Source organism: Brevibacterium aurantiacum, from assembly GCF_007558825.1.
GTDB classification, from domain to species: domain Bacteria; phylum Actinomycetota; class Actinomycetes; order Actinomycetales; family Brevibacteriaceae; genus Brevibacterium; species Brevibacterium aurantiacum_A.
In genome coordinates, this window is the sequence record NZ_VLTK01000003.1 from 121,853 (window position 1) to 137,294 (window position 15,442).

The following is a 15,442-nucleotide window of genomic DNA, read 5'->3' on the forward strand; positions in this document are numbered from 1 at the left end:
AACTCCTCGTAGTATCTGACACAGGCGAAAGGACACCCGTGGAACCAGAGGAATACTGCCGACTCATCATCTCGTCGGCCCCGCCGCGCACCGTGGAGACGATTCCCACAGCGACGGCGATCGACAGAATCGCTGCCGCTGACGTGATCGCCGACGCGCCCATCCCAGCGTTCGCCACCGCGGCGATGGACGGCTTCGCATTCGATGAGTCGGCACTGGACAGTTCCCGGTCCGGCGCCGAGGTGGCCCTCAGCGGTGACATCCCCGCCGGGGCCTTGCCGGTGGACATCGCACCAAGCACCGCCGTGCGGGTGATGACCGGAGCGCAGGTGCCCTCCAGCGCCGTGGTGGTCGTTCCCGTCGAACTCACCGATGCCGAGGCCACAGGGCCAGCTCCCGATCGCGTCCGTGTCCCATCTTTGCCCACGGGCCTGCAATCCGGATGGAACATCAGAGCAGTAGGGGAGGACACCCAGGTCGGAGACACCGTCATCCGATCAGGCGAGACGATCAACTCGGCCGGTGTGGGCACACTGGCCATGATGGGACTTGAGAACGTCAGCGTCCTCCGCCCTCTCACCATCGGTCTCATCGTCACCGGGGATGAACTGCGCACCGGTCTCACCACGTCGTTGCAGCCATTCATCAACAACTCGAATCTGCCCATGCTCCGCTCGGCGATCACCGCCGCCGGAGCCATTCCCGTCGAACGCAGCTGCGGGGACGACCCGGGGGCCTTCCGGCAGATCATCGACGAGTTCGCCGCCGGCGTTGACCTGATCATCACCACCGGCGGCATCAGCGCCGGTGCTTTCGAAGTCGTCAGACAGGCCCTCAGCGGCGACCACTCGTCGTTCCTGCGTCTGGCACTGCGACCGGGTGGGCCCCAGGGGTACGGACGCTGCGGTGATGTCCCACTCCTGCATTTCCCAGGCACACCGACCGGAGCCTTCCTGTCCTTCCACCTCTTCGCACGCTCTCTGCTCGAGGCACGTCCCCTCGGATCACGGTGGAAGAAGGCCGTCTACGCCGGTCCCGACATCATCGGACACAACAAGGCCGTCAGCCTGCTGCCTGGCAGATTCACCACCGCTGGAGATGTCATTGTCTCGGACCGGTCACGACTGCGAGACTTCGCCGGCGCCGACGTCATCATCCGTGCACCACGAGCCCCCGGGACGATTCGGACCGGGGACATCATCTCCGTCCTCGACTGCTGAAGCTGTGCCCGGTGACTGCTGAAGCTGCGCCACTGACCAATGAAGCCAACTAGACTGAGGCACATGTCAGCACATGCACTCACCCCTGCGGACACGAAGCGCTATGCCCGTCAGATCCGCCTCAACGGTTTCGGCCCGCAAGCCCAATCCGCACTTCTTGCATCTCATGTGCTCGTCATCGGCGCCGGTGGGCTCGGGGCACCGGTCCTGACGTATCTGGCCGCGGCGGGGGTCGGACGCATCAGCATCATCGACCCCGACACGGTGGAACTGAGCAACCTGCACCGCCAATTCATCCATTCCGAAGCGCGCGTGGGCCACCGGAAGGTCGATTCCGCCAAAGCGCGCATGGGAGAGCTGAATTCGACCCTCGACATCATCACGCACCCCGTGCTGCTGACACCGGACAACGCCCTCGAACTCATCGGTGCAGCCGATATCGTCATCGATGGCAGCGACAACTTCGCGACCAGGTACTTAGCCAACGACGCCTGCGAGATCCTGAACAAGCCCCTCGTCTGGGGCACGATCCTCGGCTTCGACGGGCAGGTCGCCGTCTTCGACACAATGCAGGGGGCAACGCTGCGCGACCTCTACCCGGTCGTCCCAGCTCCCGGATCAGTACCCGACTGCGCAACTGCCGGTGTCCTCGGAGCTCTCTGCGGAAGCATCGGTGCGGCCATGGCGATGGAGACGATCAAGGTCCTCGCCGGCATCGGCACCCCTCTCTACAACGCGGTCTCCATCCACAGCAGTCTCGACGCCAGTTGGGAGAGCATTCCGGTTCGACGACTACCTGAACGTGAGCCGATCACGGAGTTGGGCAGCCACCTCGGCGACTATGCCGATGCACTCGGCAGCCTTCGTGCTGAGATGAACGCCGGGACGCCCGCAGGGAGTGATCCCAGCGTGACGTGGGAGTCGATCACACCCGGCACGCACCTCGTCGACATCAGAGATGCGGAGGAGGTCTCGGCAGGAATGGTTCCAGGCGCTCGGCACATACCGATGGACATCCTCTTGGACGATCCCGGACTGATCTCGGGGAACGGGAAAGTGGCTCTCTACTGCCGTTCGGGAGTGCGCTCTGCCCGGGCCTGCGCACAGCTGCGCGCGCAGGGTAGCGAGGTCAGCTCTGTCTCCGGGGGATATCTCGCCTATCTGTCACTGCCGCACTGACGAACTCAGCCGCGACCGACGGCCAGGCAAGCCGACCCAGCTTCGTCTCAGCCGCCTGCGAAAGGCGGGAGGACGTCGACGGTATCGCCCTCGCTCAGCGCGGCGTGAGGATCCGTGGCAGCGATCGCGTTGACCAGGAAGCTCGAACGGGAGATGACCGTCCTCGCCTCGGCGGCGGCATCCTTCGTCAGGGTTGTGATCAGCCCGTCGATGGTGGCAGCCTCGGCGCTGCATTCTTTGGTTCCGAAGGCCTCTCGCGCGGCTGCGAAGAAGCGGACTCTGATCTGGGGCACTTATCCTCCGATGGCGCTCATAGGACGTTGGGGCTGTTCGAAGCTCTCGGAATCCATGCCGTGTCCGGCCAGCTTCTTCCAATGCGCACCCTTCCACAGGTTCGCGATCGCTTCATCGTCAGCACCGCCCCGCATGGCGGTGAGCAGATCCACCTCCGTGTGTGAGAACAGGCAGGTGCGCACTCGTCCCTCTGCAGTCAGTCGGGTGCGGGTGCAATCGGCACAGAAGGGTCGGGTCACCGAGGCGATGATGCCGACGTCGCCGATGACGGTCTCCGGATCGTCCCTGCTCGCAACCAGGAACTTCTCCGCTGGAGCACCACCCCGCGGCGCAGAGTCGGGGGTGAGGACGAAATCGGGTTCGAGCAGGGCGAAGATGTCGGCGGCCGTGATCATTGTGCCGCGTTCCCAGGAATGTCCGGCGTCGAGAGGCATCTGTTCGATGAAGCGCAGCTTGAGCCCGCGATCGAGACACCAGCGCAGCAGCTGCGGAGCCTGATGGTCGTTGACGCCAGGCAGCAGCACGGCGTTGATCTTCACCGGATCCATTCCGGCAGCCTGGGCACCCTTGATCCCATCGAGCACCCTGTCCAGGAACGGGCGTCGAGTGATCGTCGCGAAGGTCTCGGGATCGACGGTGTCGAGTGAGACGTTGATGCGGTCGAGGCCCGCGTCCCGCAGCTTCGCGGCACGCTTGTCGAGACCGATCGCATTCGTGGTCAGTGCGATATTGGGGCGGGGATCAAGTGCGGCGACACCGGCAATGATGTCGGTGACGTCTTTGCGGGTCAGCGGTTCGCCACCGGTGAACCGGACCTGGTCGACGCCGAACTTCTCGACGCCGATGCGGACGAAGCGGATGATCTCCTCGGCCGTCATCGCCGCATCGCGAGACATGAACTCCACACCCTCCTCGGGCATGCAGTAGCTGCAGCGCAGATTGCAGAAGTCGGTCAGCGAGATGCGCATATCGCGGGCACGTCGATCGAAGGTGTCCAGGAGCGAATCCTCCTGATGGGCCGTAAAAGTCTCGCCCGGGTCCACTGTCGGAGTCCTCAGAACGGGCGTGGGCAGGCTGATCTTGCGCATTCTGCCATCCTCCTTGATCAACTTCTTCGTTATCATCGTCCCATGACTACCGCCATCATGCATCGTCGTCGTGTGCTCGACACGATCGGCCCGCTTCTCCACACGCAGACAAGGGCGATCGGCGAACTCCTCGACTCACCACGGCGCCTGAGCACCACCGTCAGCTCACCGATCGATGTTCCGGGTTTCGACAACTCCAGCATGGACGGATATGCCGTGTCCGCCTCCACGCTTCGCAACGCGCAGCACAGCCACGACACAGACGCCGATGGCAGCGCACATACAGTCTACGGCCCCATCCCGGTACGCGGCAGGGTTGCGGCCGGAGCACGCGGCAGAGAGGTGGCGGCCGGAACAGCGGTCGAGATCATGACCGGGGCACCGCTGCCTGCGGGCACCGACACAGTGATCAGGATCGAGGATACGCAACCGGGGAACTTTGAGTCCCCGGAGATCACCATCACCCTGCCGGCCACGGCTGCAGGCCCTCAGCCGGGTGACTTCGTGCGCTCTCGAGGCAGCGACGTTGCCGCTGGAGCCATCGTGCTCAGTGCCGGACTGATGCTCACGCCGGCCCACCTCGGCGTCGCAGCAGCGTGCGGGATCACCGCGCTCGAGGTTCAGACCCTGCCTCGGGTGCTCATCGTGAGCACCGGGGATGAGATCACCGCCGATGCCGCCGCCGGAATCCATGACGCAAACTCGATCACCCTGGGTGCCAGCCTCCGCCGCCTGGGAGTCGACGCGACCATCGTCACCGTGCCCGACGATCCGCAGGCACTTCTCGACGCGGTGCGGGCATCCGAGTGCGACCTCGTCATCTCGACCGGCGGGATCTCGAAGGGTGCGCATGAGGTCGTCAAGCTCGCCGCCGACGTCGACGAAGCCTCGACCATGGTCTTCGAACCCATCGCGATGCAGCCGGGGGGACCGCAGGGATGCGGAACACTGGCCGGACTCGCATGGGTGGCGCTGCCCGGTAACCCGGTCAGCGCCCTGATCAGCTTCGAGATGTTCATCCGTCCCGCATTGTTGGGACTCGGCGTGGACGAAGACCCGCGTGAAACCGAATACCACCATCTGCTCGGGGGGCTCGACGAAGCCCCGCCGAGCGGAAAGCTGCAGGTGCGGCGGGCCGTGATGACGGGTTCCGGCCTCGAGCTCATGGGTGGATCTCGCTCCCACCTGCTCCACAACTATGCCCAGAGCACGCATCTCGTCTTCATCCCACCGGCAGCTTCCGGCCCGCAGTCGATTGAGACCGACCGCCGCGCAGACGATAGGCTGAAGACGTGGAAGATCACATGACACTGACGCACATCGACGATTCCGGCGCCGCCCATATGGTCGACGTCGGAGACAAGGACGTAACCAAACGTCGCGCCGTCGCCACCGCACTCATCACCACTCGAAGCGAGGTCATCGATATGATCGCCGAGGCGGGTCTGCCCAAGGGTGATGCCCTGCCGGTGGCCCGCATCGCAGCAGTCATGGGCGCCAAGCGCACCAGTGAGCTCATCCCGCTGTGTCACCCTCTGCCGCTGACCGGCATCGACGTCGACTTCGAACTCCTCGATGACGCCGTCCGCATCAACGGCGCTGTCAAAACCGTATCGAAGACCGGTGTCGAGATGGAGGCGCTGACCGCTGTATCCATCGCCGCATTGACCATCTTCGATATGATCAAGGCCGTCGACCACCAGGCGATCATCGGCGATATCAAAGTCATCGAGAAGTCGGGTGGACGCAGCGGCGACTGGAGCCGGGACACATGAGCGTCATCCACACCGACATCGTCGAGACTCCTATCAGCACCGACGCTCTCGAGACCGATGTCCTCAACGACACCTGCGGTGCTGTGGTCAGCTTCTCCGGTGTCATCCGAGACCACGACGAGGGGCGGGGCGTCCACAGGCTGTCCTACGAATCCCATCCGCTGGCAACGACCCAGATCGCCGAGGTGGCCGCTGAGATCTCGGCGAAGCACCCGGCCGTGCGCCTGTCCGTCGTCCATCGAGTCGGCGCACTCGAGATCGGAGACGTGGCCCTGGCCGCCGTCGTCGCCTCACCACATCGCCATGATTCCTTCGCTGCCTGCTCGGAGCTCATCGACGAGGTCAAGGCGCGGGTCGCGATCTGGAAGCATCAGTTCTTCTCCGACGGTGACGACGAATGGGTGGGAGCTCTCGAATGACGGAACTGCGCATCAATGATGCGGCCCGGTTCCTCGGGGTCAGTGATGACACGATCCGCCGGTGGGTCAGCGAAGGAAGACTCACCCAGCACAAGGACGGATCCAATAGGGCAGTAGTCGAGGGGCGCGAACTCGTGGCCCTGGCCCAGTCGAGTTCTGCGGCACTCGATGATCCGACCGGCGTCGTGAGTTCTGCCCGCAATCGGTTCGCCGGTCTCGTCACCGACGTGGTCATCGACGGGGTGATGGCGCAGGTCGGTCTCCAGTGCGGCCCTTTCCGCGTCGTATCCCTGATGTCAGCAGAGGCCTGCAGGCAGCTGCAACTCGAGCCGGGCAGTCTTGCCACCGCCTCGGTGAAGGCAACGATGGTCTCCATCGACACTGCGGCAACCGGCTGACGGATTCGCCCTATTTGTCGCAGATGCTGGGATGAATGTGCGTTCTATCCGCGAATGCGGGTTTAATGGACAGATGAAGCATCTATCTGCAGCGTGCATCGTTGCCCTGCTCACGCTCACCGCGTGTTCGACCGGCTCAGGCTCGGATCCGGGGGAGAAGACAACTCTGACGGTCTTCGCCGCGGCATCATTGACCGAGGTCTTCGACGATGTCGCAGAGGAGTTCAACAAGACCGAGCCGAACGTCGAAGTGACGTTCTCCTTCGCGGGCTCCTCCGACCTCGTCTCACAGATCTCGGAAGGGGCTCCCGCTGACGTGATCGCCACCGCCGATGAGTCGACAATGAACACGCTCAACGGTGATGACCTGCTGGCCGGGGCGCCGCAGATCTTCGCCTCGAACACGCTGACCCTGGCGGTGCCGAAGGCAAACCCGGGCAACATCGCATCGTCGAATGACTTCACGGGCAAGGACCTCGTCGTCTGCGCGCCCCAGGTCCCCTGCGGAGCCGCCACCGAAAAGTGGGCGCAGCGCAACGATGTCGCACTCGATCCCGTCAGCGAGGAGAATTCGGTCACCGATGTCCTGGGCAAGGTCAGTGCCGGCCAGGCCGACGCCGGTATCGTCTACGTCACCGATGTCGCCCGTGGGAACGGAGACGTCGAACAGGTCGCGCTCGACGGCGCGGACAAGGTCATCAACAAGTACCCGGCGGCGACGGTCGGATCGAGTGTGAACCAGGAAGCCGCCGATGAGTTTGTCTCGTTCCTGAAGTCTGACAAGGCGGTCGGGTTGTTCGACGCCGCCGGATTCTCGACCCCCTGATATGACCGTTCTGACTGGGGCGTCCTGATATGACGAAAACACGCAGGAGACGCGGCCACTCAACGGTGCCGCCGTGGCTCTGGATCCCCGCCGGTCTCGGCATCACCTTCCTCCTCGTCCCGATCATCGGGATGATCACACGAATCGAGCCCGGCCACCTCGGCGAGATCATTCTGGCGCCGGAATCTCAACTGGCTATGGGACTCTCACTGCTCACCTCCGTCATCGCAGCCCTGGTGAGCGTGAGCATCGGCTTCCCCCTGGGCTACCTGCACGCGACACGCACCTTCCGCGGGCAGCGAGTCGTGCGCACGCTCATTCTGCTGCCACTCGTCCTGCCGCCGGTCGTCAGCGGTCTGGCACTCCTCTACACCTGGGGAAGAACAGCCTTCCTCGGGTCCCTGCTCACCGACATGGGACTGGGGTTGGCATATACAACGGCAGCCGTGGTGTTTGCGCAGATCTTCGTGTCACTTCCATTCATGGTCATGTCGGTCGAGACGGCGGTCGCCGCCCGCGGGCAGGACTTCGAACTCGCCGCAGCCGAGCTCGGCGCAACGCCCAACCGCGTGTTCTTCCATATCACGCTTCCGCTTCTGCGCCAAGGAATCATGACCGGCGCCATCCTCTGCTTCGCCCGAGCGCTGGGGGAGTTCGGGGCGACTCTGACATTTGCAGGCTCCCTCGCAGGAGTCACCCGAACGATGCCGCTGCAGATCTATCTGGTCCGCGAGTCCGACCCGCAGTCGGCAATCGCCTTGTCCCTGCTCCTCATCGTCGTCGCCTTGGTCATCATCGTCCTCGCCTATCGTTCTCCTCACGCACCGAAACTGCGCGCTCCGCGTTCGGCCGCGGCACCGGAGGCGGTCGAGGCTTCGACATTCCGTCCGGGTCCGTCATCGACGTTCTCGGGAGCACTCGCCCCCGAGTCGCACACCGAGCGGCCGCGGCCGGAGACCCCCGAGGTCCGTCTCAGCGCCCGGCTGCCTGAGCGCGGCATCAACGTCGATCTCACGATGCCGACCGGCTCGACGACGGCGATCATCGGTCGCAACGGAGCGGGAAAGTCCAGCCTCTTCCAGCTGATGATCGGCGCGATCTCTGCCGAATCCGGCTCCCTGCACGTCGGTGATGAGACCGTCTTCGACCTCGACGCGAACCGATGGCCGCCCGTTCACGCCAGAGGCATCGTCCACCTGGCGCAGAACCCGCACCTGTTCCCGCATCTGAACGTCATCGACAATGTGGCCTTCGGCCTCAGAGCCCACGGACAGCGCACTGCGGACGCACGGAGAATCGCCGGACGCATGCTCTCGAGCCTCGGCGTCGGTCACTGCGCGGACCGCAGACCCGATGCCGTATCAGGGGGACAGGCAGCCCGAATCGCTCTGGCCCGAGCACTGGTCACCGACCCGAAGCTGCTGCTCCTCGACGAGCCCCTGTCGGCCCTGGACGTCGACGTCAGAGTCGAGACACGACTCGTGCTCGGCCAGGTGCTGTCAGGTCGAAGCGCCGTCATCATCACCCACGATGTCGACGACGTCACCGCCCTGGCGTCCACGCTGGTGCTCATCGACTCCGGAAGCGTTGCGTTCAGCGCACCTGTGGGAGAGGTCGGAGCCAGCCTGTCGGCGACTTCTCGCCAGTCGTCGAACATACCTGGACGTGACTTCCTCCACAGCTTTTGCGAGGGGGACACAGAAGGCATACTGTGCAGTAGATCACGCTAGCAACATCGAACCGGTACAAAGGAGCACAACGACGTGGCAGAACTTTCCTATTCCTCAGGACCGTCGGACACACCACTGCTGGGAGAAACCATCCCCGCGCACATCAAGGCGACTGCAGCTGCTCACGCGAATGGTCTGGCGCTCGTCGACCGCTATTCAGACCGTCGGTGGACCTATGCCGAATTCGACCGGGATACGGATGCCCTGGCCATCGGGCTGCTCGAACGTGGAATCAAGAAGGGTGATCGGGTCGGCATCTGGGCGCAGAACGTCGCCGAATGGGCACAGATCCAGTACGCTACCGCGAAGGTCGGCGCAATCCTCGTCAACGTCAACCCCTCATACCGCAGCCACGAGCTCGAATACGTCGTCAAGCAGTCGGGCATGAGCATGCTCGTCTCCCAGATCACCGCCCCGCCCCACTCGGATTTCCATGCGATCGCGACCGAGGTGGCGGCAAAGGTGCCGGGACTCGAACTCGTCTTTCTCGATACGCTCCCGTCCGAGCTCATCGGCGATGCGCTCATCGGCGAACGTCAGTCCTTTGCCCGACTGATCGGCAGCGGTCGCAGCCTCCTCGACGATGAGAGCGCCAAGTATTCGGTCCGCCTGCAGAAGCTCATGGACGAGCTCGCGATGGACGACCCGATCAACATCCAGTACACCTCCGGCACGACAGGCTTCCCCAAAGGGGTGACGCTGAGCCATCACAACATACTCAACAACGGGTTCTTCATCGGAGAGATGCTGGGCTACTCCTCGAAGGACTCCGTCGTCCTGCCGGTCCCGTACTACCACTGCTTCGGGATGGTCATCGGAAACCTCGCGGCTCTCAGCCACGGCGCTGCCATCATCCTGCCCTCTCCCGGATTCAACCCCGTGGCGAGTCTGAGCGCAGTCTCCGAGGAGAAGGCGACCTCGCTCTACGGTGTGCCCACGATGTTCATCGCCGAACTCGAGCATCCTGACTTCTCGAGCTACGACCTCAGCTCGCTGCGCACCGGCGTCATGGCCGGCTCACCCTGCCCGGTCGAGATCATGAAACGTGTCATCACCGACATGAACATGGAAGAGGTCGCCATCTGCTACGGCATGACGGAGACCTCGCCGGTGTCCATGATGACCCGCGTCGATGACACCCTCGAGGCCCGCACTCAGACCGTCGGCCGTGTCATGCCCCATCTCGAGATCAAGATCGCCGACCCGGTCACAGGTCAGGCCGTCCCCCGCGGACAGAAGGGAGAACTGTGCACCCGCGGATACGCTGTCATGCTCGGGTACTGGGAGAACCCGGAGAAGACCGCCGAGGCGATCGATGAGTCCCGTTGGATCCATACAGGCGACCTCGGCATCATGGACGATAACGGCTACGTCGACATCTCCGGGCGGATCAAGGACATGGTCATCCGCGGCGGAGAGAACGTCTATCCCCGTGAGGTCGAGGAGTTCCTCTACCACCACCCCTCGATCAGAGACGTCCAGGTCGTCGGGATCCCCGATGAGAAGTACGGCGAGGAGCTCATGGCCTGGGTGATCCTCAAGGACGGCGTCGAGAACTTGGACGCCGAGGCGGTCCGCGAGTTCTGCTCAGGCAAGCTCGCTCACTTCAAGATCCCGCGCTACGTCGAGGTTCGGGAGTCTTTCCCGATGACGGTCTCGGGCAAGATCCGCAAGATCGAGTTGCGCGAGGAAGGCGAGAAGATCGTCCACAGCACGATCGCAGGCTGAGCGCGATTCGCCCTTTCGCGGACGGCGGGAGGGCCGCAGAAGAGACTGCAGCCGGCTCCTGACCCAGGTCACAAGTCGGTTGCAGTTCATCCGGCAAGACTTCACGTTTTTCATGTGAGAACTTTATTCACTAAGATCAACTCTCATGAGAGCTGAATCACAACCGTTGGTGTCAGTCACAGATGTCGAGAAACACTACGGTGATTTTCACGCTCTGAAGCACATCAACCTCAATATCAAAGAACGCGAAGTCGTCGTCGTCATCGGTCCGTCCGGATCCGGCAAATCGACGCTGTGCCGTACGATCAATCGTCTGGAGACCATCACCTCCGGTTCGATCACGATCGACGGCAAGGAACTGCCTGCTGAAGGCGCTGCCCTGGCAGCGCTGCGCTCGGACGTGGGCATGGTCTTCCAGGCCTTCAACCTCTTCGCCCACAAGACGATTCTCGAGAACGTCACCCTCGGTCCGATCAAGGTCCGCAAACTGTCCAAAGCCGAAGCCGAAGAGCAGTCAATGGCCCTGCTCGAACGCGTCGGAGTCGCCCACCAGGCCGATAAATACCCAGCACAGCTCTCCGGCGGGCAGCAGCAGCGAGTCGCTATCGCCCGTGCACTGGCAATGAAACCGAAGGTGATGCTCTTCGACGAGCCCACCTCGGCGCTGGATCCGGAGATGATCAACGAAGTCCTCGACGTCATGGTCGGACTCGCCGAGGAAGGCATGACCATGGTGGTCGTAACCCACGAGATGGGCTTCGCAAGGAAGGCTGCTCACCGCGTCGTATTCATGGCAGATGGTGAGATCGTCGAGGTCGCCGAGCCCGAAGAGTTCTTCACCAATCCACAGACCCCGCGTGCCAAGGACTTCCTGTCCAAGATCCTCACCCGCTGATCACACCGAACGAAACTGTCGGTCGTACTCACCACACTCACAAGGAGAAACGATGAAGAAGCTCAGACTCTCAATCGCATCTGTTGCAATCGGACTGCTCGCGCTCAGCGGCTGCGGTCAAGGCGGAACTCCGGACGCTCCTGCCGAGGGCGACGGCGCCCAGGCGGAAGCCCCTGAGTACACAGTCAACGACAGCGCCGATTTCAAAGATTCCAAGACCTGGAAGGCTGCTAAGGACGCCGGCGAACTGAAGGTCGGAGTCAAGTACGACCAACCCGGTCTCGGCAACGTCAAGGCAGGCTCGGAGCAGCCCGAGGGATTCGATATCGAGATTGCGAAGATGGTGGCCGCGCAGCTGGGCTTCAGCCCAGACCAGATCAAATACACGGAGACGGTCTCGGCCAACCGTGAGCCCTTCCTGCAGCAGGGAAACATCGACATGGTCGTGGCCACCTACACGATCAATGACGAACGCAAGAAGGTCGTCGACTTCGCCGGACCGTACTATGTCGCCGGGCAGGATCTTCTTGTGGCCGCCGATTCCGACATCGCTGGCCCCGATGACCTGGCCGGAAAGAAGGTCTGCTCCGTGGACGGCTCGACGCCTGCACAGAACATCGAAGAGAAGTACAAGAAGGCTGAGCTCGTAGCCTATGACACCTACTCGAAGTGCGTCACCGACCTGCAGTCAGGCTCAGTCGACGCTGTGACCACAGACGACGCGATCCTGCGGGGCTATGCCAAACAGTACGAAGGCGAATTCAAGGTCGTCGGCCAGCCATTCACCGAAGAGCCGTACGGAGTCGGCCTGCCCAAGGGCGATGACGCCATGCGCGAAGCCGTCAACGATGCCCTCCAGAAGGGGATGGACGACGGTGACTGGAAGAAGGCATTCGAATACTCCCTCGGCTCCGCCGATGATGTCGAGATGCCCAAGATCGACCGTTACTGACCAGCCTTCAGATTGACATGATGCGAGGGCACCCAATGGTGCCCTCGCATCGATTAAGGAATCTGGAATGGATTTTCTGCAACTTCTCGAGATGTTCTTGTCAGGCATCTGGGGAACCATCAAACTCTTCACCGTCGCCCTGATCGGTGCCCTCGTGCTGGGAACGATCCTGGCTGGAATGAGAGTCTCACCGACACCGGTCCTGCGGATCGCGGCCTCAACGTACATCAACGTCGTGAGGAACACGCCGCTGACGCTGGTGATGTTCTTCTGTGCCTTCGGGCTGCCGTTCCTCGACATCCGATTCGGCGCGACCAGCTCCTTCAACTCCTTCATCTATGCAACTCTGGCGCTGACGGCCTACACAGCATGTTTCGTCGCCGAGACCCTGAAATCGGGCATCTCGACGATTCCTGTGGGTCAAGCCGAAGCCGCACGAGCAGTCGGGCTCACTTTCGGACAGACCCTGAGCCAGGTGATCCTTCCCCAGGCGTTCCGCACCGTCATCCCGCCCCTGGGCAGCGTCATCATCGCGCTGCTGAAGAACACCTCAATCGCCTCGGCGTTCAACAATCGAGAACTCATCTCGGCCATGCGCAACGCCATTGAGGTGCGCGGAGATCTGGTGATCCCGCTGCTGTTCGGGACTGCCCTTGCGTACCTGATCCTGGCGCTGATCCTCGGTCGCGTCTTCGACTACCTCGAGAGGAAGCTGGTGATCCTACGATGAGCGCACCGACTCAGGTCCTGTTCGACGAGCCCGGCCCCAAGGCTCGCCGGAACAACATCATCCTCTCGATCGTCTCGGCCGTTGTGTTGGCCGGCCTCATCGCCTTCGTGATCTGGAAGTTCGCCGATGCTGGTCAGCTGGACTCGGCGAAATGGTATCCATTCAGCTTCTCCCAGATTCAGCTGGTGCTCCTCAAGGGCATGGGGGCCACCCTCAAGGTGGCCGTCGTCGCTTCCGTGCTGGCGTTGGTCGTCGGCGTCGTATTCGCGCTGCTGCGGCTCTCGAGCAAGAAGGTCATCTCGGTACCGGGAACCATCGTCCTCGAGTTCTTCCGCGGGGTCCCGGTACTGCTCCTCATCTTTGCGATGTTCCTCATCTTCGGCAACACGATCGGAGCGTTCTGGTCCGTCGTCATCGGCCTCACCCTCTACAACGGCATGGTTCTCGCAGAGATCATCCGAGCCGGTATCCTCGCCGTCCCGAAGGGGCAGAGGGAAGCCGCCATGGCCATCGGCCTGCGCCCGGGACAGGTGATGAGCTTGGTGCTGATGCCGCAGGCTCTGCGCGCCATGATGCCCACGATCATTGCGCAGATCGTCGTGCTGCTCAAGGACTCGGCCCTGGGCTTCATCGTCACCTACCAGGACCTGCTCTACCAGGTGAATCTCATCGGCCGCGAGTACAACAACCTGCTGCCGACGTTCCTGGTCGGTGCCGTGCTGTTCATCATCATCAATATGATCGTCGCCGGAATCGCCCGTTGGCTGGAGAAGCGACTGCAGCGCAAGTCCACCGCGCCTGTCGGGGCAGAAGGTCTGTCCGCGCAGACCGCCGCCTGATCGACCAGAACGGGGTGGCGTCGGTCAGTGAAGATCCCGGCGCCACCCTGTAATGTTCGTGACAAGGACGATGCCGCTGACAAGGAGTCCCATATGCAACCCGAGCTCAGTTCCACCCCCGTCACGGTGGTCAAGAATCCCGGTCGTGAACGGTTTGAGATCTTCACCGCTGAGGATCCGGTCGAGTTCGCTGGCTTCCTCGGCTATCGGGTCATTGACGACGAGACCGTCGAACTCCAGCACACCATCATCTCCGAGGGCTTCTCTCGCCGTGGCTTCGCCCGCACACTGGTCACCACGGTCCTCGATCAGATCCGGGACGAAGGCGGCCGCATCGTCCCGACCTGCAGCTATGTTCAGGACTATCTCAAACGTTTCCCGCAGTACGCCGACCTCGTGACGCAGGCTTGAGCATACAGACCACAGGACTCGAGACGTCGATCACTGGGGCAGGGCGATTCGCACCAAGCCCAAGCGGCGACCTGCACATCGGCAACATTCGTTCGGGACTGCTGGCGTATGTCCGCGCGCGACAGACCGGGCGACGGTTCCTCTGGCGCATCGAGGACCTCGATCGAGTCCAGCCCGGTGCGGCACAATCACAGCTCGAGGTCTTCGCTGAACTCGGCGTCAGCCCTGATGAGCCGCCGCTCGTCCAGTCGGAGCGTCTCGACATGTACACCGAAGCCCTGAGCCGCCTCGAGGGACAGGGACTCGTCTACGAGTGCTACTGCTCACGCAAGGACATCCAACAGGCGCCAACGGCACCGCACTCTCCGCCCGGAGCGTATCCCGGGACCTGTCGTGATCTGTCGGAGTCCGAACGAGAACGGCACCGACAGCGTCTTGACGAACAGGGGCGCAGCCCGGCACTGCGGTTGAAGACCGACAATGCTGAGGTCACGGTGCAGGACAGGCTGCTGGGCGAGATCACGTCCCCGGTTGATGACCTGGTCCTCAAGCGCGGCGATGGAGTCTTCGCCTACAACCTCATCGTCATCGTCGACGATGGTGCCAGCGGTGTCGACGAAGTGGTGCGCGGGGACGACCTGGCCACCTCGGCGCCTCGTCAAGCTCATCTGGCCCATCTGCTGGGCCTGCCACAGCCCTCGTGGCTGCATGTTCCACTGGTCGTGAACTCTGCCGGCAGACGCTTGGCCAAGCGTGATGGTGCGGTCACCTACCAGCAGCTGTGCGCCCAGGGTTGGACACTCGAAGATGTCTACGCGTGGATGTGCTCATCCCTCGGGTTTGCAGGCTCCACAGGTTCGTGGTCATCTCTCGATGACATGGTGGCAGGCGTGGACTTCGATCGTCTTCGTACCGGGGAGACGGTGTTTGTTCCGCCGATGGGCGCAGATGGCTGAAG

General features: G+C 62.8%; 17 protein-coding genes. 15 read left to right on the forward strand and 2 right to left on the reverse strand.

Features of this window, described 5'->3' with window-relative positions; all coding sequences use genetic code 11:
* Positions 1-38: 38 nt before the first annotated feature.
* A complete protein-coding gene (locus tag FO013_RS05425; RefSeq protein WP_143921566.1) occupies positions 39-1,220 on the forward strand; it encodes a molybdopterin molybdotransferase MoeA in 1,182 nt (393 codons plus the stop codon).
* Between the two features lie 63 nt (positions 1,221-1,283).
* Positions 1,284-2,399 carry a ThiF family adenylyltransferase gene (locus tag FO013_RS05430; RefSeq protein WP_143921567.1) on the forward strand — a complete coding sequence of 372 codons (1,116 nt, stop codon included), beginning with the start codon at positions 1,284-1,286 and terminating at the stop codon, positions 2,397-2,399.
* Positions 2,400-2,446: 47 nt separating this feature from the next.
* Here FO013_RS05430 and FO013_RS05435 read toward each other — a convergent pair whose 3' ends face one another.
* Both FO013_RS05435 and moaA read right to left on the reverse strand, forming a co-directional pair.
* Positions 2,447-2,692: a MoaD/ThiS family protein gene (locus FO013_RS05435; RefSeq protein WP_143921568.1), complete on the reverse strand. Its 246-nt coding sequence runs from the start codon at positions 2,690-2,692 to the stop codon at positions 2,447-2,449.
* A complete protein-coding gene (gene moaA, locus FO013_RS05440; RefSeq protein WP_143921569.1) occupies positions 2,693-3,781 on the reverse strand; it encodes a GTP 3',8-cyclase MoaA in 1,089 nt (362 codons plus the stop codon).
* A gap of 42 nt (positions 3,782-3,823) precedes the next feature.
* On the opposite strand from moaA, the gene FO013_RS05445 reads away from it, so the two are divergent.
* The 13 genes from FO013_RS05445 (at position 3,824) to gluQRS (ending at position 15,440) form a co-directional block, all read left to right on the forward strand.
* The gene (locus tag FO013_RS05445) at positions 3,824-5,089 is read left to right on the forward strand and encodes a molybdopterin molybdotransferase MoeA (protein WP_260848007.1); all 1,266 of its coding nucleotides are present in this window, start codon (positions 3,824-3,826) and stop codon (positions 5,087-5,089) included.
* A complete protein-coding gene (gene moaC / locus FO013_RS05450; protein WP_143921570.1) occupies positions 5,086-5,556 on the forward strand; it encodes a cyclic pyranopterin monophosphate synthase MoaC in 471 nt (156 codons plus the stop codon). Before FO013_RS05445 ends, moaC begins: the two co-directional genes overlap by 4 nt.
* Entirely contained in the window at positions 5,553-5,975 is a 423-nt protein-coding gene (locus FO013_RS05455) for a molybdenum cofactor biosynthesis protein MoaE (RefSeq protein WP_143921571.1), read from the forward strand. The genes moaC and FO013_RS05455 overlap by 4 nt, the downstream gene beginning before the upstream one ends.
* Positions 5,972-6,373: a TOBE domain-containing protein gene (locus FO013_RS05460; protein ID WP_143921572.1), complete on the forward strand. Its 402-nt coding sequence runs from the start codon at positions 5,972-5,974 to the stop codon at positions 6,371-6,373. Before FO013_RS05455 ends, FO013_RS05460 begins: the two co-directional genes overlap by 4 nt.
* A gap of 73 nt (positions 6,374-6,446) precedes the next feature.
* Complete coding sequence (modA, locus tag FO013_RS05465) at positions 6,447-7,199, forward strand: molybdate ABC transporter substrate-binding protein (protein ID WP_143921573.1); 753 nt, start codon at positions 6,447-6,449, stop codon at positions 7,197-7,199.
* Positions 7,200-7,228: 29 nt separating this feature from the next.
* On the forward strand, positions 7,229-8,929 hold the full coding sequence (locus FO013_RS05470; RefSeq protein WP_143921574.1) for an ABC transporter permease: 1,701 nt from the start codon (positions 7,229-7,231) through the stop codon (positions 8,927-8,929).
* Between the two features lie 33 nt (positions 8,930-8,962).
* The gene (locus FO013_RS05475; RefSeq protein WP_143921575.1) at positions 8,963-10,657 is read left to right on the forward strand and encodes an AMP-binding protein; all 1,695 of its coding nucleotides are present in this window, start codon (positions 8,963-8,965) and stop codon (positions 10,655-10,657) included.
* Positions 10,658-10,802: 145 nt separating this feature from the next.
* Positions 10,803-11,552: an amino acid ABC transporter ATP-binding protein gene (locus tag FO013_RS05480; protein ID WP_143921576.1), complete on the forward strand. Its 750-nt coding sequence runs from the start codon at positions 10,803-10,805 to the stop codon at positions 11,550-11,552.
* Between the two features lie 52 nt (positions 11,553-11,604).
* Entirely contained in the window at positions 11,605-12,504 is a 900-nt protein-coding gene (locus tag FO013_RS05485) for a glutamate ABC transporter substrate-binding protein (RefSeq protein ID WP_143921577.1), read from the forward strand.
* A gap of 67 nt (positions 12,505-12,571) precedes the next feature.
* Positions 12,572-13,234 carry an amino acid ABC transporter permease gene (locus FO013_RS05490; protein WP_143921578.1) on the forward strand — a complete coding sequence of 221 codons (663 nt, stop codon included), beginning with the start codon at positions 12,572-12,574 and terminating at the stop codon, positions 13,232-13,234.
* Complete coding sequence (locus tag FO013_RS05495; protein ID WP_143921579.1) at positions 13,231-14,073, forward strand: amino acid ABC transporter permease; 843 nt, start codon at positions 13,231-13,233, stop codon at positions 14,071-14,073. Before FO013_RS05490 ends, FO013_RS05495 begins: the two co-directional genes overlap by 4 nt.
* 93 nt (positions 14,074-14,166) lie before the next feature.
* Complete coding sequence (locus FO013_RS05500; protein WP_143921580.1) at positions 14,167-14,484, forward strand: GNAT family N-acetyltransferase; 318 nt, start codon at positions 14,167-14,169, stop codon at positions 14,482-14,484.
* Positions 14,481-15,440, forward strand: coding sequence for a tRNA glutamyl-Q(34) synthetase GluQRS (gene gluQRS, locus FO013_RS05505; RefSeq protein WP_260848008.1), 960 nt, complete (start codon positions 14,481-14,483; stop codon positions 15,438-15,440). The genes FO013_RS05500 and gluQRS overlap by 4 nt, the downstream gene beginning before the upstream one ends.
* The last annotated feature ends 2 nt before the right edge of the window (positions 15,441-15,442 follow it).